We start from the raw sequence: 18,082 nt of genomic DNA, 5'->3' as shown, positions 1-18,082 counted from the left end.
ACCGCATGCAGGGTGCCGATCGGCGCGCGCGAATCATCTGCTACGCGTCGGCGGCGGACCTTGGCGTCCACGTTGAACTGGCTGCCGAACACGCCCGGCAGGCGATGACGGGGGGCTCGGGTTTCCGATGCGCGTGCTGTTCTGGGCCGCCTACCGACGTATGCAGTCGGGGCGGCAACGGCGGCCGGGCGCCTGGCCCCGGCCTGACTGAGAGCCAGAAGCGACAAGCGAAGACATTCACCGGTGGGCGCCTCATTGACTACACCGGCACAGGAGATACAGCCACATGACCCTTCCCACCCGCAAGCCCCTGCATAGGCGGCAGATCACCTGCACCGCCTACCTGCGCGACGACGGCGTGATCGACATCGAAGCAGAGTTGAAAGACGTCTCGCCCGACGGCACGCACCTGCTGTTCAAGCAGGTGCCGCCCGGCGGCGCCATCCACCATATGCACGTCTCGGTGACGGTGGACATGGACCTCGTGATCCAAGACATCACCGCCCGCATGCTGAGCGGTCCGGCCGGCAGCTGCCCCGAAGTGGAACCGGCCTACGATGCGCTGCGCGGCCTGGCGCTGCGCGCGGGCTTCCGGCGCATGGTCAAGGAGCGCGTGGGCGGCGTGAAAGGCTGCACGCACATGACCGACCTGCTTGGCCCGATGGCCACCACGGCCGTGCAGAGCCGCTTCGCGCTCGACCGTGCCCGGCGCAATGGTCGCATGCCTGGCGATGAAGTCGGCTTCATGCCTAAGCCGGCGCTGATCGAGTCGTGCCACACCTATCGCGCGGAAAGCGCCGCCGTGAAGGTCATCTGGCCGCCGCACCGCCGCGTGCGCGACGCCGACACCCCAACCCAGGACTGCGCGCCCGCCTGAAAAGCGCTTCGCCTGCCCCGTGACAGCGCGAGCATGGCCGTGCGGGCCGGGCCCGCTCTCGTCCGCAAAACGTTTCATCCCCCGCCAACGTTTCGATTGAAGGAATCAAACATGAGCATCAAAGGCAAGGCATATATCGTCGGTGCCTATGAACATCCGACCCGCAAGGCACCGGACAAGTCAGTGGCCCAGCTTCACGCCGAAAGCGCGCGCGGCGCGCTCGAAGACGCCGGACTGACGCTGGCCGACGTTGATGGCTACTTCTGCGCCGGCGATGCACCCGGACTCGGCGTGCTGAACATGGTCGACTACCTCGGCCTGAAGCTGCGCCACGTCGACGCCACAGAGACCGGCGGCTCGTCGTACCTGGTGCATGTGTCGCACGCCACGCAGGCTATCGCCATGGGCAAGTGCAACGTGGCGCTGATCACGCTGGCCGGCCGCCCACGCTCCGAGGGTTCGAGCGGCACCAAACCGCGCGCCTGGGGCGCCAACATTCCCGACTCGCCCTTCGAGTTGCCATACAGCCCGGCCACCGTCAATTCGTATGGCATGGTCGCCATGCGCCATATGCATGAATATGGCACCACGCCCGAGCAACTGGCCTGGATCAAGGTGGCCGCGTCGCACCATGCGCAACACAACCCCCACGCCATGCTGCGCGACGTGGTGACCGTGGAAGACGTGCTGAACTCGCCGATGATCTCAGACCCGCTGCGCAAGCTCGACTGCTGCGTGGTGTCCGACGGCGGCGGCGCACTCATCGTCGCCCGCCCGGAGATCGCGGCCAAGCTGAACCGGCCGAGGATCAAGGTGCTGGGCGCGGGCGAGCATGTGAAGGGCCAGCTAGGCGGCCATGTGGACCTGACGTGGTCGGCGGCCAAGGTTTCGGGCGCCGCGGCATTCGCCGAAGCGGGCGTGGCACCCGGGGACATCAAGTACGCATCGATCTATGACAGCTTCACGATCACCGTACTGATGCAGCTCGAAGACCTCGGCTTCTGCAAAAAAGGCGAAGGCGGCRGATTCGTCATGGACGGCAACCTGATCTCCGGCGTTGGCAAGCTGCCGTTCAACACTGACGGGGGCGGTCTGTGCAACAACCACCCGGCCAATCGGGGCGGCATTACCAAGGTAATCGAGGCCGTGCGCCAGTTACGCGGTGAAGCGCACCCGGCCGTGCAGGTCAAGAACTGCGACCTAGCCCTGGCCCAAGGAACCGGCGGCCTGCTTGGCTCCCGCCACGGCAGCGCCACGCTGATCCTCGAACGCGAGTAGTCCACCTCACACAATGCATCCGCGCAATCCATATGAGCACTCCATACACTCCCCAAGTTCTGACGTCGCCCGAACAATCGCCGGAGAACGCCGAATTCTGGGCGGCTGCCGGCGAAGGCCGCCTGCTAGTGCGCCACTGCGAGCGCTGCGAAAAACCGCATTGGTATCCGCGCACGCTGTGCCCGTTCTGCATGGGCGAAACCTATTGGAAGGCGGCGTCCGGCCGGGGTACGATCTATTCGTACAGCGTCACGCGCCGTGCGGGCCCCACCCCGTTCTGCATGGCTTATGTCACGCTCGAGGAAGGCGTGACGATGATGACGCGCATCGTCGATTGCGACCTCGATACCGTGCGCATTGGCCAGAAGGTGCAGGTGACCTTCACGCCCACCGACAACGGCCCCCCCATGCCGACGTTCAAGCCGCTCTGATGTCCGCCTCCAACCGCCCTCGCAGATACACGCACACAACGCAGCCATGACCACCCTGTCCATTCCAGATTGCCTGCTTCACCCGAATTCGGTCGCCGTGATCGGCGCTTCCGACGATCCGATCCGCATTGGCGGCAGGCCAATAGCCTCGATGCTTGCCAAGGGCTTCGCTGGCCGCATCCTGCCGGTCAACCCGAACCGCGCTACGGTGCAGGGCCTGCCGGCCTATCCGTCGGTGGCCGCGCTTCCCGAAGTCCCGGACGTGGCGATCATCGCCGTGCCCGGCGAGCATGCGGTCACAGCGGTCCAGGCACTGGCCGACCGCGGCACGAAGGCGGCCATCATGTTTACGGCAGGCTTTGCCGAGGTCAACGATGAAGGCGCGGCCACGCAGGCTGAGATGGTTGCCATCGCGCGCCGGGCCGGCATGCGGCTGCTCGGGCCCAACACGCTGGGCATGGTCAACATGCACAACGGATTCGTTGGCAGCTTCTCGGGCTTTGCATCGGCGACCGGGTCACGGCCCGGCCGCGTGGGCATCGTCAGCCAGTCCGGCGCCTATGGTAGCCATTTGGTCACGTCGGCCATGGAAGCGGGTGTATTCCCGTCCAGCGTGGTCATGACCGGCAACGAGGCGGACCTGAACGTGGCCGATATCGTGCGCCTGTTCGCCGCGGACCCCAACACCGACGTGATTGCCGTCTACGCCGAGGGCATCAGCGACGGCCCGGGCCTGATAGAGGCATTCCGCGCAGCGCATGCCGCGCGCAAGCCCGTGGTGATGATGAAAGTGGGCCGCAGCGAAGTGGGCGGGGCCGCTGCACGTTCGCATACCGCATCGATTGCCGGTGATGACGCCGTGATTAGCGCCGTCCTCGACGAGCTGGGCGTGGTGCGGGTGCGTACCACCGAGGAAATGCTCGACATCCTGCGCCTGGCGGGGCGCCGCATCTTCCCGGCCAACAACTCGCTGGGCGTGGTGACCGTCAGCGGCGGCGCCGGCGTGATCGTCTCGGATGCCGCCGAGGAACTCGGCATCCCGATGCCCGAGATGCCAGCCGCCGCACAAGCCCGCATGCGCAAACTGCTGCCGATCTGCGCCGCACGCAATCCGGTGGACGTGACTGCCCAGTTCATCAACGACACCACGCTGGTCACGCCGTTCACGGAGTCGATGATGGCTGAAGGGGGCTACGCCACGCTGCTGGCGTTCTTCAGCTACGCGGCGGCCGTACCGGGCGTGGCCGATTCACTGCTGCAGCAACTGGGCGACGTGCGCAAGCGCTATCCGGATCGGCTCTACGTGCTGGTGGCCCGTGGCGATCCGACCATCCTCGCTCGCTTCGAGGAAGCCGGCTTCACGGTGTTCGGCGATCCGAGTCGGGCCGTGACCGCCATCGCCGCGATGGGCCGCTTCGGTGAGGCATTCGCAGGAAACACGTTGGCACCGGTGCCCCGGGTGACCAATGTCACGCTGCCGCGGCAGGCGCCGACCGAAGCGGAGGCCAAGGCGCTGCTGGCGAAAGCCGGCATCCCGAGCGCGCCTGAACGCGCTTGTGCCGACATGGAGGTTGCTGTGGCGGCCGCGCGCGAGATCGGATTCCCGGTCGTGCTAAAGATCCTGTCGCCCGACATTATTCATAAGTCCGAGATTGGCGGCGTGCTGCTGAACGTGGCCAACGAAGGCGCGGTGCGTGAAGGCTTTGCGCTGCTGCTGGACCGAGCCGCCAAGGCCATGCCCGACGCACGCATCGAGGGTGTGCTCGTGGCCAAGCAGATGAACGGCGGAGTGGAGTGCATCATGGGTATCAACCGCGACCCGGTGTTCGGCCCGATCGCCATGTTCGGGCTCGGTGGTGTGTTCGTCGAGGTGCTCAAGGACGTGGTGCTCCGCCGCTGCCCGTTCGGCCCGGACGTGGCCGAACAGATGATCCGCTCGATCAAGGGCGCACCACTGCTGCTCGGTGCGCGCGGACGGCCCGTGGCGGACATTGCCGCGCTGGCCCAGGCGCTGTCGCAGTTGTCCGCATTCGCCGTTGCCGCGGGCCCGCGCCTGCAGTCGATCGACCTGAAYCCGGTGCTGGCCATGCCGCACGGCCAGGGCGTCTACGCTGTGGATGCGGTGATCGGGGTGGACCCTGAGTGATGAGTGGCCTCCTCTCCGGGGTGTTGAGCGTCGAGGGGAGAAATTGGCCGCGAGCGTCAGCGCTCGCGGCACCCGTTGTCAATCAGTTACGGCTCGTATCGAGCGCCTCTGCGTTAGCGAGGGCCGGCGATCCGCCATGCCGAACCTCCACCCATGCCTGTGGGCCGGCCGGTGGTCGGAGAGAGCACAGCAGCGAGCCCGTCCATGGAGACTGGCGAGCGGCCTGTCGATCACGCAAACGGGCAAGCCGCTCGGCTATGGCGAGGTCTCGAACCTCATTCGCGCCAATCGTCACTGAAAAGGCACCGCGCCGCACCAGCAGCGCAATCGGCTCCGCGAGATGCATTAGGCACCCAGAGTCTTGGCGACGCTGCCCTGCCGGGCCTCGCTTACCTTTTGGCCCGTCCTACACCGTTCCCGTTGCCCACCACTCGCCAATCCGGGTAGTGCCTCAGCGCGTCGCGCTTGCAATCATTAAGCCACGCGATACGCGGACCCCACACTACGGAGAGTGTTCATGAGCAGGAAGCTGGAAGGCAAGGTTGCCATCGTCACGGGATCGGGCCGGGGCATTGGCCGCGCGGTAGCGCTGAAGTTTGCGAGCGAAGGTGCCAGGGTGATCGTCAACGATCTCGACCAGGCACCGGCCGACGAGGTGGTGGCCGAGATCGTGAAGACGGGCGGCACGGCTGTTGCGTTCGCGGGCAGCGTGGTGGCACCGGACTTTGGTTCGAACATCGTCAAGCTGGCACTCGACACATTCGGCGCGGTAGACATCATCGTCAACAACGCAGGCTATACCTGGGACAACGTGATTCAGAAGATGAGCGACGAGCAGTGGGATGCGATCGTCGATTGCCACCTCAAGGCGCCGTTCATGTTGCTGCGCGCGGCACAGCCCTATTTCCGGGAGGCCAGCAAGGCCGAGGCAGACGCTGGGCGCGAAGTGTTCCGCAAGGTCGTCAACATTTCGTCGGTCTCGGGCACGCAGGGCAATGCGGGCCAGGTCAACTACTCTGCTGCCAAGGCGGGCGTGATCGGCATGACCAAGACGCTGGCCAAGGAATGGGGCCGCATGAAGGTCAATGTGAACTGCGTGGCGTTCGGCGCCATCGAAACGCGCCTGACCCAGTCGACCACCGAGGACAAGACCGTGCAGGTGGAAGGTCGCGAGATCAAGGTGGGGGTGCATCCGGACCGCATCGCGGCAGCCGGGCGCGACACCCCGCTTGGCCGGTTCGGCACCGCCGAGGAAGCGGCCGGCGCGGTATACATGCTCTGCATCCCCGAATCGAACTACGTCAATGGCCAGACCATCATCTGTGGCGGCGGACGCGGCGGCTTCTGAGCGCGCGAAAACAGCAAGACAGCACGCGACGTTCCCGGAGCTTCCGCGGCACGTCGCTACCATAACAACGACACGGAGACAACGCCCATGACGAATATCGACAGAGCCCGACGCGCCCTCGCCTGGCTGGCGACCGGCGTCGCCATCACGCTGATTCCTGCGGGCGGTAGCGCCCTGGCACAGGGCTATCCCGAACGGCCGGTAAAGATCGTATCGCCCACGAGCCCCGGCACGGGCGTCGACGATTTCTCGCGGTTGCTGGCGAAGCACCTGACCGAGAAGCTCGGCAAGCCATTCTATGTGGAGAACCGCCCAGGCGGCAATTCGATCATCGCCACCGACTCTGTGGCCAAGGCAGCCCCCAACGGCTACACGCTGCTGCTGGCACTGTCGAGCGCCATGTCGGCCAACCCATTCCTGTTCAAGCAACTCCCTTACAGTCCCACGCGCGACTTCGTTCCTGTTGCGCGCCTGAGTTCGCTTCCTGTCACTGTAGTCGTCCCGGCCACCTCGCCGTACCGCACGCTTGGGCAGTTGATGGCCGCTGCGCGCGCCCAGCCCGGCAAGTTGAACTACGGCACCAGCAGTTCAGGCTACCGTGCGATGCTGGCGGCCATTAACGATGCCGGGAAAGCCAAGGCTGTCGATGTGCCCTACAAGGCCATGAGCACGTTGCTGCCCGATCTCATCGGTGGCGTGGTGGACTACACCGTGCTCGAGATTTCGGCGGCCGTGCCGCTGATCCAGTCAGGAAAGCTGCGCGCGCTGGCGGTCTCCAATACTGCCCGTGTCCCGGTAATCGCCGACGTGCCTACGCTGGCCGAGGCGGGCATGCCGGAAGCAACGGTCATTGGTTGGGTTGGACTTGCCGCCCCCGCGGGTACGCCCGCCGCCGTGGTGGACAAGCTCGCGGAGGCGGCGCTCGCGTTCGTCAACACGCCGGAAGCCAAAGCGCATTTCGCACAACGAGGCACCAGCGCCTATCCGCTGGGCCCGAAGGCATTCGCCAGCGCACTGGTTAGCGACCAGGCACAGTGGCAGCGCGTGATCTCAATGGCGGGCATCCTCGCCGAGTAGCGCGCCAGGCGATGCCGCTCCCGGCACGCCAATCGACTGCTCCATCCGGCTAGTGCGCCCTGTCTTGCCGCTGCAAATAATGAGGCACTGCGTATGCCGCGGCCCGGTGCCGGCGGCGTGCGCAACCGCACAACCCAATCTTGTGTCAACCAATGAAAGGAAGAGCTATGCAACAACTCTGCAAGGACCGCGTCGTTGTCATCACCGGCGCCGGTCGCGGCCTGGGCCGCGAATATGCGCTGGAATTCGCCCGCCACGGCGCGAAGGTTGTCGTGAACGATCTCGGCGCCTCTGCCGACGGTTCCAGCGTGGTTGCCGGTCCGGCACAGGATGTGGTGGACGAGATCCGCGCCATGGGCGGAGAGGCCATCGCCAACAATGCCGACGTGGCTGACTGGGACGGCGCCGGCAGCATGATCCAGAGCGCGATCGACACGTTCGGGGGCCTCGACGTGGTGGTCAACAACGCCGCCATCCTGCGCGACCGCATGCTCGTGAACATGCCGGTGGAAGACTGGGACGCCGTGATGCGCGTCCACCTGCGCGGCACGTTCGTGCCGATGCGCCATGCCAGCACCTACTGGCGCGACGAATCCAAGGCCGGCCGCCAGCGCCAGGCGCGCGTGATCAATACGTCGTCGTCGGCGGGCCTGTTCGGCAACATCGGCCAGACCTGCTACGGCGCGGCCAAGGCTGGCATCGCCGCCATGTCGAATATCGCCGCCGAAGAACTGAGCCGTTACGGCGTGACGGTCAACACAATTTACCCGAGTGGCGCCACGCGCCATACCGAGCACCTGCTCAAGAGCGGGCGGCTCAGCGTGTCGATCGACGCCGTGGAAGGCTTCGACGCTTTCGACCCGGCCAATGTGGCCCCGCTGATCGTCTGGCTTGGCAGCGAGCAGTCCGAAGGCGTCACGGGCCGCGTGTTCGGCAGCCGTGGCGGACGCATCACAGTGGCCGAAGGCTGGCATGCCGGCCCCCGCATCGAGAAGGCCGGGCGCTGGGAAGTGGCCGAACTGGGCGAGCGCATGCACGAACTGGTCTCGCGCGCCGCGCCGAGCGCCAACCTCGACGGTGTCATCCCCGGCCGCGCCTGATGGCGCAACCAGACCCACGGAGAACAAAATGCTCGACAAAAACCTGATCGGCCACAGCTTTGGCCAGCGCCAAGTCAACGTGGAAGAGTGGCCGGTGCGCTGGTACGCGAACGCGATCGGCGAAACCAATCCGGAGTACAGCAACGTGACCGCCGCTCAGGCCGCCGGCTTGCCTTCGCTGCGCGTGCCGCCCACCTTCCTGTCGTGCCTCGAAGGCTGGCTGTTCAAGACCTTCGACCTGCTCGCGATGGCGAAGATCGAGCCATCGCGCGTGCTCCATGCGGAGCAGCAGTACGACTACCACGCCCCGGTGCATGTCGGGGACACGCTGACCTACGAGCCAAAGATCGTCGATGTCTATGACAAGAAGGATGGCGCGCTCGAATTCCTGGTCAAGGAAACGCGCATTACCAACCAGCACGGCGCCCACGTGGCGGACTCGCGTACCGTGCTCGTACAACGCAGAGTCTGAAGGAGATTCCATCATGACGCAACGCAACCTCGCCGGCCTGAAGGTCGGTGACAGTATTCCGGACCTGCAACTGCCGGCGGTCAGCCGCCGCACACTGGCGGTCTACGCCGGCGCCTCGGGCGACCATCATCCGCTCCATATCGATTCGGACTACGCTAAGAAAAATGGCCTTGGCGACGTGTTCGCACACGGGATGCTTTCTGCCGCCTACCTGGGCCGTCTGGTTACCGACTGGGCCGGCCCCGCGCGGCTGCGCGGCCTGAAGATGCGCTTCACGGGCATCACGCACCTCTATGACGAGCCACGCTGCACCGGCCGCGTCACGGAGTGCTTCGAACACGCTGGCGAAGCAAGGCTGCGCGTGGAGATGCAGTGCGTGAACCAGAAGGGCGAGCAGAAGATCGTGGGCGAGGCCGTCGTCGCCGTGGTCTGACTTCCGATCCAAGCATTCATTCAGCAATCGTCCCCATGCCGCAACTAACACGACATTTCGCGCACTGGCCCGCCGGCGTACCCCGCTCGCTGGAGGTGGCGGACTGCAACCTGTTCTGCCACCTCGAGGAGTCTGCAACGCGCGTCCCTGACAAGCCGGCCGTCGTGTTCTACGGCCGTCGAATGACGTTCCACGATCTGCATGCCGCCGCGATGGCCTTGGCCGGCTATCTTCAGCATCGACTGTCGGTTCGGCAAGGGGACCGCGTACTGCTATTGATGCAGAACTGCCCTCAGTACATGATTGCCTTCTATGCCGTCATGCGCTGCGATGCCGTGGTCGTTGCCATGAATCCCATGAGTACGCGGGAGGAAATGGAGTACTACGCGCGCGACAGCGGCGCGCGCGTAGTGATCGCGACCCAGGACCTGATAGACCCCGTTACCGGCCTGCTCGAACAGGATGTGCTCGACGGCTGTGTAGTGGGCCTGGCGGGTGAGTTCGCCGGCAGGCCCGAGGACGTGCCCTATCTCGCCATCCCCGGCTTCGTCACCGAACCGCGGCAAGGTGCGATGCATCCGCGCATGCATGATTTCTCGCGGGCGTTGGCCGCTGGCATCGCGCCGCTGCCCGTGCGCGCCCGGGGCCGCGACCTCGCAGTGATCGGCTACACGTCCGGCACAACGGGCAAGCCCAAGGGTGCGATGCTCAGCCATGCCAACTTCGCCTACACGCTCGCGCATCGTGAGCACTGGCAATCGGACCGCGCCGATGAGGACGAGTTGCTGACGCTGCCAGTCAGCCACCTGGCTGGCATGCGCGCGATGAACCAGGCGGTGCGGCTGGGCCGCACCCTCGCAATGCTGGCGCGCTGGGATGCCAACGCCGCGCTGGAATTAATCGCAAGGCTGCGGCTGCGCTCATGGGCGGCCGTGCCTACGATGCTCGCGGAGTTATTCGCACGGCCCGATATCGACCAGCGTGACCTTTCCTCGCTGACGCGCATCTACGGCGGCGCGTCAGCCATGCCGGAGGCGCTGGCGCGCAGGATGCAATCGCGGCTCGGCATTCCATTTCTGGAAAGCTACGGCCTCACGGAGTTTTGCGGCATGTCGCACAGCAATCCGCCGCAGGCCCCAAGGCGACAGTGTGCCGGCGTTCCCGTGATCAACTGCGATGCCCGCGTGATTAATCCCGAAACGGGCGTCGAGTTAGCGACCAACGAGCCAGGCGAGATCGTCATGCATGGGCCGACCATGTTTGGCGGCTACTGGAACAAGCCGGAAGCGACGGCCGCGGCCTTCATCGAGCTCGACGGCAAGCGGTTCCTACGCAGCGGCGACCTCGGCTACCATGATGAGGACGGCTACTTCTATATTACGGATCGGCTCAAGCGCATGATTAATGTATCGGGCCTGAAGGTGTGGCCCGCCGAGATCGAATCGATCCTATACGGGCACCCAGCCGTGCAGGAAGCGTGCGTGATCTCCGCCTTCGACCCGCATCGCGGCGAAACGGTAAAGGCGCTCGTGGTGCTCCGCCCGGCTTCGCGCGGCACGGTCCAGCCACAGGCACTGGTCGACTGGGCCCGAGGGTGCATGTCTGCGTACAAGGTGCCGCGCACGGTGGAGTTTGTCGATAGCTTGCCAAAGACGTCGACGGGAAAAATCCTCTGGCGCGAAATGCAGTTGGAGCAGGACGAGCGGGATCGGGGGGCGCGGGGGCAAGTTTAAAGGTTGGGGGCTGTTCCTGATGCAGAGGCCGGCGTGGTATTTGCCGGCCTTTTTTGGTTCTCATATGAACGCGCCTGGTCTTTCCAGGTGAACGCAAGGTCAGGCTCGACAGAGGGTTGGTTGCAGACTCATACATGGCCCCACCCCTCTTTGCCGTATCTGGCGAATCTTGTTGTCATATCGCGCGATCTGTTCATCGAGTTGCTTGAGTCGCCCGTACATGTCGCACAGCGTTCCCTTGGTGAGTTCCGTCAACTCTGTGGTCGTGTCCGCGACGATCTCGGGGAGGTGCCGCTGTATTTGCAGCGAACTTTGAGCAATGACGATGCCGTATTCGGCAAGCAGGCCACGAATCTGATTGATCTGCGCGATGCGATCTCGCATCGGCAAGCTTCGGATCCGGTGCATGCATTGAACGTCTTGCTGTTCGATGCCATTGATTGCCACGTAACGCATCGTCGGACGAGAGGCCGCTTCGACGATTGCCTCGGCGTCATTGCAGTCGTTCTTCAGAGATTTGACAAACGGCTTCACGAACTTCGGAGCAATCATCTGGACCTGGTGTCCCATAGCCATGAAGCGACGCGCCCAGTAGTGGGCGCCGCCACATGCTTCCAGGACAATTCAACAGGCTGGCAGACGGACTATTGTCTCCCGCAGCTTTGAACGACTTACCCGGCGACGCAGCACCGGCTTGCCATGCTCGTCTACTCCATGGATTTGAAAGACGTTTTTCGCAAGATCGATACCAACAAGCGCGATGCTCATGATGGACTCCCAAGTAGCCTAATAGCTACGTTTCCATGCCCCCGTCTCTCGAGACTTCATGATCGCATGGAGTCTCGAGAGACGGGGGAGGGATGGGGCCATTCCAATATATCCGGCCTCATCGTGCAGGCCATGCCTGCGGGTCCTGATGGAATTCGCCGAGAGCCCTCTCACACCAAAGCAGGCTTGCGCTCTTGCAGTCCACCCTGTCACGCCATCATCTATCCGCTTCCCATCGCAACTTGCTGACGAGGATTCGTCAGGCGTACAAGCTACACCGGCTTCACTGACACGTGGTTCTTTTCAAATGTGGTTCCATGCACTAGCAGCGCACCAGGCAGTGCGAACCATTTTGTTGGCTAAGGCCACGGCGGCGACGTTGGTCGGTCGTCTCTGGCGCAGACGATCGCACCAGATTCCCTTCTCTTTCGATTGGAATTGCATCCGTGCGCGAGCGCTGGTAAACATCGCGGCGGATGCTAATGCCTCCGAGCTGCACCTTGCCCGCTGTAYCGGTCTGGCGAGGTACCAGGCCGAGGAAGGCGGCCAACTCTCTTCCTGACTTGAAGGCTTTGGCGTCTCCGGCGGTAGCAATTGGGGCAGTGGCCGTGAGCCTGCCAATGCCCGGGATGACGGCGACCGTTTGACAGTCCACCTGGCGCTTCTTGCAATCAGTCAATTGCCGTTCCAGCCGGTCATCTACCAGGTCTGTTCCCAGTACAAGCCTCCAGTGTCACCCTAGGCAAAAGAAAAGCCGCCGGACGCATTCAAGCGTCGCGGCGGCCGAAGTCCGACTCTGTACAGAAGCTTAGTTCTTGCCGTAGAGCGTCACCACGCAGGCGCCGCCCAGACCGATGTTGTGGGCGAGTGCGAGTCGCGCACCCTCCACCTGGCGCTTGTCGGCGCCGCCGCGCAACTGCTGCGTCAGCTCATAGCACTGCGCCAGGCCGGTGGCGCCTAGGGGGTGCCCCTTTGACAGTAGGCCGCCCGAAGGGTTGATGACGACCTTGCCGCCATAGGTGTTATCGCCGTCGCGGACGAACTTCTCGGCACCGCCTTCGGGGCAGAAGCCCAGCGTCTCGTAACTGATGACTTCGTTCTGCGCGAAGCAGTCGTGCAGTTCGCACACGTCGATATCTTCGGGACCCACGCCCGCTTTTTCGTAGACATTGCCCGCAGCGGCGCGCGTCATGTGCGAGCCAACCCAGCTCAGCATCGAAGGCGGATCGAACGCCTCGGGCGGATCGGTGGTCAGGGACTGCGCGAGAATCTGCACATCGGTGCGCAGGCCATGCTTGCGCGCAAATCGCTCCGAGACGACGATTGCCGCCGCCGCGCCGCAGGTGGGCGGGCACGCCATCAGCCGCGTCATGACACCGGGAACCATCACGGTGTCGGCCATCACCTCCCCGACGGTCAGTACCTTGCGGAACAGCGCCAGCGGGTTGTTGGCGGCATGCCGGCTCGCCTTGGCGCGCACCGCTGCGAACGTTTCCATGCTTGCGCCGTACTTCTCCATGTACTCGCGCCCGGCACCGCCGAAAGAGCGCAGCGCCTGGCCGAGGTGGCTCATGTCTTCGGTCAGCGACTTCAGCACGGGCAAGAAGCGCGTGCGCGGGGGCGGACGGTCGTCCCAGTGCATCTTCAGCGCGCCCGGCTGCATCTGTTCGAACCCGAGCGCCAGCACGCAGTCGGCGTCGCCCGATGCAACGGCCTTGCGGGCCAGGTATAGCGCCGTTGAGCCAGTGGAACAGTTGTTGTTGACGTTGACCACCGGGATGCCGGTCATGCCAACCTCGTACACCGTGGTCTGGCCGCAGGTGGAATCGCCGTAGACGTACCCGGCGTAGGCTTCTTGCAGTTGCTCGTAGCCGATGCCGGCGTCGGCCAGGGCCAGCCGCACGGCATCGGCACCCATCTCGAAGTAGTTCTTGCTGGCGCCCGGCTTCAGGAACGGGATCATGCCCACGCCGGCGACTATGACTTTCTCACTCATGGTTCAACCTGTTATTGAGATGGATTGCGGGAAATCGGTGGCGGTTCACAGCTTGCGTGAGATAAGGTCGCGCAGCACTTCGCTGGCGCCGCCCGCGATGCGGCAGACGCGGTAGTCCGTGAACGCGCGGGCGATCGGGTACTCAAGCATGTAGCCGTAGCCGCCATGGAGCTGGACCATGTCGTCGATGCATTTCCACAGCGTCTCAGTGGCGAAGAGCTTGGCGATAGCCGCTTCCTGGACGGTGAGCTTGCGCTTCATGTGCTCGCCGATGTAGTAGTCGACCATGGTCCGCACAGCTACCGATTGGGCCTTGACGTCGGCTAGCTTGAACTTGGTGTTCTGGAAATCCCAGACCGTCTGGTTGAAGGCGCGGCGGTCCTTGACGTAGTCCACCGTAATCTGCAGCAGCCGTTCGATGGCAATGGCGGCATAGATCGAGATCAGCAGGCGTTCCTGCGGCAGTTCCTGCATCAGGTATGCAAAGCCGCCGTTCTCGTCGCCGAGCCGGTTTTCCACGGGCACGCGCACATTGTCGAAGAACAGTTCGGCCGTGTCGGCGCCGGGCTGGCCCACCTTGTCGAGCTTGCGGCCGCGCTTGAACCCCGCGCGATTGGCCTCGACCATGATCAGGCTGACACCTTTGGCGCCCGCCGCCGGGTCCGTCTTGCAAACAAGCATGATCATGTCGCAGTTCAGGCCGTTGCTGATGAACGTCTTGCTGCCGTTGATTACGTACTCGTCGCCATCGCGCACTGCGGTGGTGCGGATGGCCTTGACGTCGGATCCGCCGCCCGGCTCGGTGATGCCCACCGCCATGATGGTCTTGCCAGCGCAGATATCGGGCAGCCATCGCTTTTTCTGCGCTTCGGTGCCTAGACGCACGATATAGGGCGCGATAATGTCCGAGTGGATCGAGAAGCCCGCACCCGAGATTCCTGCGCGATGCATCTCCTCCATGACCACCGCCGAGTGGCCAAAATCGCCGCCGCCGCCGCCGTATTCCACGGGGACCGACACGCAGAGCAGCCCTTCGCGGCCTGCCTTGAGCCAGGTATCGCGGTCTGTCTTGCCGGCCTTGTCCCACTCCGGCTGGCGCGGCGCGCACTCGCGCTCGAAGAACCTTCGCGCCATGGGACGCAGCATTTCATGGTCTTCCCGGAAGACCGTGCGATTCACTTCCACTGTCAAGCTCCTTTCCATGAGTAAGGTTCCGGCGGCGCGCTCCGATCCAGGCGCGCCTCTCGGATACCTCTCATGATGTCCAATCCAGCGTTGCAATTCACTAGCCGGATTGGGCAGCAAGGCGGCCGTCAGTGGGGTCTCGACGCCGAATCCATCTCAAGATCGCGCATGCGGGCCACCGCTTCGTCCCGCTCTGACACGCCGAGCTTGCTGTAGATCTTGCGCAGATGCCATTTGACCGTGTGGGACGTGACGCCCAGCACGCGCGCAATCTTCTTGTTTGGCATGGCCTGGGCGACCAGCGCCAGCACTTCGCGCTCCCGGACGTTGAGCACGTCCGTCGTGCCACCGGCATCGCGCAGGGCCGGCTGCGCGGCCGCTTCGCGCGTGCTGGCCGCCGCAGCCACGAGGCGCTTGGCGTAAAACGCCAGCACCGGGTCTAGCGCGTCAGGAGCCTGGGCTTCGAGCATGGCCGGGATCTGGTCCGACACGTCGAGCAGGCTGCGCATGAGGCCGAGCTGGTGGCCAAGCCGCAGTGCCTCGAGCAACTGCCGGCGCGCCGCATCGGCGTCTCCGCGTCCGTGGTAAGCCACCGCGAGCGCTGCGTGGGCGGCAGCCACCGCCGCGCCCCGCCCCGCAGCCCTGGCGTCTTCGAGCAGCGGCTTCAGGCAGGCAATAGCACCGTCGTAGTCCTCCCAGTGCAGGTCTGCCGCTGCACGTGCGGCGTCGGCCACACGCCGGATTTCGGCGCCGGTACCGCGTGCCGCCGTGGCGTACCGCCGGCCGAGCGCGGTCAGCGATTCCAGAACCTCGATGGCCTCGGTGGTCGCGCCCTGCTCCAGTAGCATGCGCAGCCGCAGCGCCAGCGCGTGGGCCTGCATGCGGTCGAGCCCGCGCCGGCTGGCATAGTCGTCGAGACGATCCAGTTGCTCGAGTGCCTCAAGGCGGTGGCCGAGCCGCCAATGCGCCGCCGCCACGGCCAGGAAGCCGCGCAGCGCCGCGTCAGGTACCGACGTCCGCTCCACCATGTCGAGGCATGGCTCCAGCTGCGTACACACTGCGTCGAGTTCGTTGAGCTCATAGATCACTTCGCCGAGCATCCCATCGACAACGGCGCCCACGTCGATGTAGAGCGTGTCGTGCCGGCCCACCTCGTGCTGCACCGCACGCAACGCGCGCTCGGCCTCCACAATGCGCCCTTCGAGGGACAGGCTCATACCAGACAGCGCTTGTCCCGTCATTCGGCGCGCCGGCGCCACGTTGCGCTCCGCGCCTTCCTGCAGCAGCGCGCGAGCCGCATCGTAGTCGCCATGGTGCATATGCATCCACGCCAGCAGGTGGGCGCGGCCGGCGAACGCGAACGCCTGGGCATCATCGGGGATCGCTTCGAGCAAGGGTGCGATAGCATGGATCGATTCGGAGTCGTCGCGTTGCAGCGCCAGCGCTGCCTGCAGGACGCGCACAGCAAAGCGCTCGCCCACGCCCAGCGCATCGAGGTCCGACTCGAACCGGCGCAACGCCGCATCGACTGCCCCAAGGTTGCCGGCGTACATGGCGAGATAGGCTGTTACGAGCCGCAGCGGAAAACGAGCCTGCACCTGCTCCGCGGGCAACCGGCGCACCAGGCTAGACACCTCGGACAGTTCGCCACGGCCCATCATTTCCACCGCGCAAGCCTCAACGATATCGGCCGCTGCCTGCACCTCCCCGGCTTGCACGGCATGGCGCACCGCGTCGTCGATGTGGCCGCGCGCGCCAAACCAGCGCCACGCGGCGCCATGCAGCGCGAGCCGGTCGGCAGGTGGCATTTCGTCGAGGCGGTGCGACAGCACCTCGCGCAGCAGCGGGTGTACGCGATACCAAGTCTCGCGGTCCTGGCTACGCACTTGGCTGATAAAGAGATTGTGGTCGTCGAGCCGCGTCAGGCGCGACGTCATGGCCGCTACCGCCTGCGGCACGCCGAGCAGCGTCGCGCAGAGCGACGCACAGAACTGGCTGCARGTTGCCGCAATGGTCAGCAGCTGCAGGTCTTCCGGCCGCAGGTTGTCGAGCACTTCGCGCTCGAAATAGCTCGCAAACGCCTTGGCATCGCGCACGCGCACACGTGCATAGCCACCGCCCTGCTTGGCATGCATGTCCACCGCGAACAGCTGCAGCCCGGCCACCCAGCCATCGGTCAGATCGTGCAGCACGCGCGCGTCGCGCCGATCGATGTGGCCCAATTGCTCGCGCAGGAAGCGCTCGGATTCCTCGGGAGTGAAGCGCAGGTCGTGAAGGTCGAACTCAACCACAAGCGACTGCGCGCGCAAACGCGCCAGCGATAGCGGAAACGCGCTGCGCGAACTGAAGACCAGATGCAGATTGGGCGGAGCGTAGTCGAGCAGGCATTGCAGCGCCTGACAGATCTGCGGACTGTTCAGGTATTGCAGATCGTCGACGATCACTGTCAGATCGCGCTGCCGGGCGGCAAGCGCCTCGACCAGGGACACGACCCAGTGTTCAAAATCCGTGCCATCGCTATCGCGCCGCATCAGCAGCGCCGCGTCGCGCACCACTTCACCGTCCACCATCCCAATGCCGGCCAGCAGGCAACTGAAGAAGCGCGTGAGTTCGTTGTCTTCTGCGGCGAGCGAGAGCCAAGCGACATCGAAATCAAGTGTCAGCAACGCTTGCCGCAACGCCACCAGGCTGCACGTCTTGCCACTGCCGGCCGGGCCTTGCAGAACGATGCAACGCTGGCGCCGCGCATCGAGGAGGCGCTGCTGTAGCGCATCCCGTGAAATTAGGCGGCGGGTCGCACGCGGGGGAACCAGTTTCGTACTGGCGACGGCCTCGATGGCAAGACCCGGGGACTGGTCTGCCGCCCGGGAGTTGGTAGCGTGCTCGTGCATGTCTAACGCTGTTATTACTATCCAGGCAGCACGGGGACAGTGCTGCAGAAGTTCGTCTCACCTTATAACGTACGCCGACAAGGCAGTCGAGCGCCGACTCTGCGCCGCCTGCTGGCCGGAAGTTCCTGTGCCTGCTCAGGCACCCCTAAAAAGCAGCACCGACCGCACATGCATTTAGCCTCGCATGCCTGCGATAGGACGGATGAATCGACCGTGGACACGGGTTAAGCGATACGCGTGAAATCTGTACGTATGTACAGTATTCAGATCGACGCTGCAAATAACGGCGCTTCGGTAGCATGTTTTCACTATTTTGTCAAAGCGAGGTTGAAAAGTCCGCGGGTTGG

15 protein-coding genes and 2 pseudogenes are annotated in these 18,082 nt (G+C 64.6%); 10 read left to right on the top strand and 7 right to left on the bottom strand.

Going from position 1 to position 18,082, the window contains the following annotated elements:
* Positions 1–286: 286 nt before the first annotated feature.
* From AC1DKD_RS15445 to AC1DKD_RS15400, 10 genes are all read left to right on the top strand, one after another.
* Positions 287–877 (top strand): DUF2889 domain-containing protein, encoded by a 591-nt coding sequence (locus AC1DKD_RS15445; RefSeq protein WP_441629692.1) that lies wholly within the window; start codon positions 287–289, stop codon positions 875–877.
* A gap of 111 nt (positions 878–988) precedes the next feature.
* The gene (locus tag AC1DKD_RS15440; RefSeq protein WP_477143425.1) at positions 989–2,155 is read left to right on the top strand and encodes a thiolase domain-containing protein; all 1,167 of its coding nucleotides are present in this window, start codon (positions 989–991) and stop codon (positions 2,153–2,155) included.
* Positions 2,156–2,187: 32 nt separating this feature from the next.
* Positions 2,188–2,586 (top strand): Zn-ribbon domain-containing OB-fold protein, encoded by a 399-nt coding sequence (locus tag AC1DKD_RS15435; protein WP_441629690.1) that lies wholly within the window; start codon positions 2,188–2,190, stop codon positions 2,584–2,586.
* 46 nt (positions 2,587–2,632) lie between these two features.
* Positions 2,633–4,732 (top strand): acetate--CoA ligase family protein, encoded by a 2,100-nt coding sequence (locus tag AC1DKD_RS15430; protein WP_441629689.1) that lies wholly within the window; start codon positions 2,633–2,635, stop codon positions 4,730–4,732.
* Between the two features lie 517 nt (positions 4,733–5,249).
* On the top strand, positions 5,250–6,080 hold the full coding sequence (locus AC1DKD_RS15425) for an SDR family NAD(P)-dependent oxidoreductase (RefSeq protein ID WP_042885517.1): 831 nt from the start codon (positions 5,250–5,252) through the stop codon (positions 6,078–6,080).
* Positions 6,081–6,167: 87 nt separating this feature from the next.
* The gene (locus AC1DKD_RS15420; protein ID WP_045238238.1) at positions 6,168–7,157 is read left to right on the top strand and encodes a Bug family tripartite tricarboxylate transporter substrate binding protein; all 990 of its coding nucleotides are present in this window, start codon (positions 6,168–6,170) and stop codon (positions 7,155–7,157) included.
* A 167-nt stretch (positions 7,158–7,324) separates the two neighbouring features.
* Positions 7,325–8,257, top strand: coding sequence for an SDR family oxidoreductase (locus tag AC1DKD_RS15415; RefSeq protein ID WP_441629688.1), 933 nt, complete (start codon positions 7,325–7,327; stop codon positions 8,255–8,257).
* 28 nt (positions 8,258–8,285) lie between these two features.
* A complete protein-coding gene (locus AC1DKD_RS15410; RefSeq protein ID WP_045238236.1) occupies positions 8,286–8,729 on the top strand; it encodes a MaoC family dehydratase N-terminal domain-containing protein in 444 nt (147 codons plus the stop codon).
* Between the two features lie 13 nt (positions 8,730–8,742).
* On the top strand, positions 8,743–9,162 hold the full coding sequence (locus AC1DKD_RS15405; protein WP_045238235.1) for a MaoC/PaaZ C-terminal domain-containing protein: 420 nt from the start codon (positions 8,743–8,745) through the stop codon (positions 9,160–9,162).
* A 35-nt stretch (positions 9,163–9,197) separates the two neighbouring features.
* Positions 9,198–10,895: a long-chain-fatty-acid--CoA ligase gene (locus tag AC1DKD_RS15400; RefSeq protein ID WP_441629687.1), complete on the top strand. Its 1,698-nt coding sequence runs from the start codon at positions 9,198–9,200 to the stop codon at positions 10,893–10,895.
* Between the two features lie 99 nt (positions 10,896–10,994).
* Here the strand turns inward: AC1DKD_RS15400 and AC1DKD_RS15395 are convergent, their stop codons facing one another.
* The 7 genes and pseudogenes from AC1DKD_RS15395 to AC1DKD_RS15365 all read right to left on the bottom strand — a co-directional run bounded on the left by AC1DKD_RS15395 (position 10,995) and on the right by AC1DKD_RS15365 (position 17,735).
* Entirely contained in the window at positions 10,995–11,513 is a 519-nt protein-coding gene (locus AC1DKD_RS15395; protein ID WP_441629724.1) for an IS110 family RNA-guided transposase, read from the bottom strand.
* A gap of 6 nt (positions 11,514–11,519) precedes the next feature.
* Positions 11,520–11,663, bottom strand: a complete 144-nt coding sequence (locus AC1DKD_RS15390) for a hypothetical protein (protein WP_441629686.1) — start codon at positions 11,661–11,663, stop codon at positions 11,520–11,522.
* A 272-nt stretch (positions 11,664–11,935) separates the two neighbouring features.
* Positions 11,936–12,065 (bottom strand): annotated as a pseudogene (locus AC1DKD_RS15385) (IS110 family transposase); the annotation flags it as partial.
* Positions 12,066–12,117: 52 nt separating this feature from the next.
* Positions 12,118–12,312 (bottom strand): annotated as a pseudogene (locus AC1DKD_RS15380) (transposase); the annotation flags it as partial.
* Between the two features lie 159 nt (positions 12,313–12,471).
* Positions 12,472–13,659: a lipid-transfer protein gene (locus AC1DKD_RS15375; RefSeq protein WP_045242023.1), complete on the bottom strand. Its 1,188-nt coding sequence runs from the start codon at positions 13,657–13,659 to the stop codon at positions 12,472–12,474.
* Between the two features lie 45 nt (positions 13,660–13,704).
* Positions 13,705–14,844, bottom strand: coding sequence for an acyl-CoA dehydrogenase family protein (locus tag AC1DKD_RS15370; RefSeq protein ID WP_042887778.1), 1,140 nt, complete (start codon positions 14,842–14,844; stop codon positions 13,705–13,707).
* A gap of 128 nt (positions 14,845–14,972) precedes the next feature.
* Positions 14,973–17,735 (bottom strand): winged helix-turn-helix domain-containing protein, encoded by a 2,763-nt coding sequence (locus AC1DKD_RS15365; RefSeq protein WP_441629685.1) that lies wholly within the window; start codon positions 17,733–17,735, stop codon positions 14,973–14,975.
* Between the last annotated feature and the right edge of the window lie 347 nt (positions 17,736–18,082).

The sequence above is a fragment of the Cupriavidus sp. 05T313 genome, from assembly GCF_056396665.1.
The sequence above is the reverse complement of the archived record's forward strand: the minus strand, read 5'-3'. Positions and strand labels throughout refer to the sequence as shown.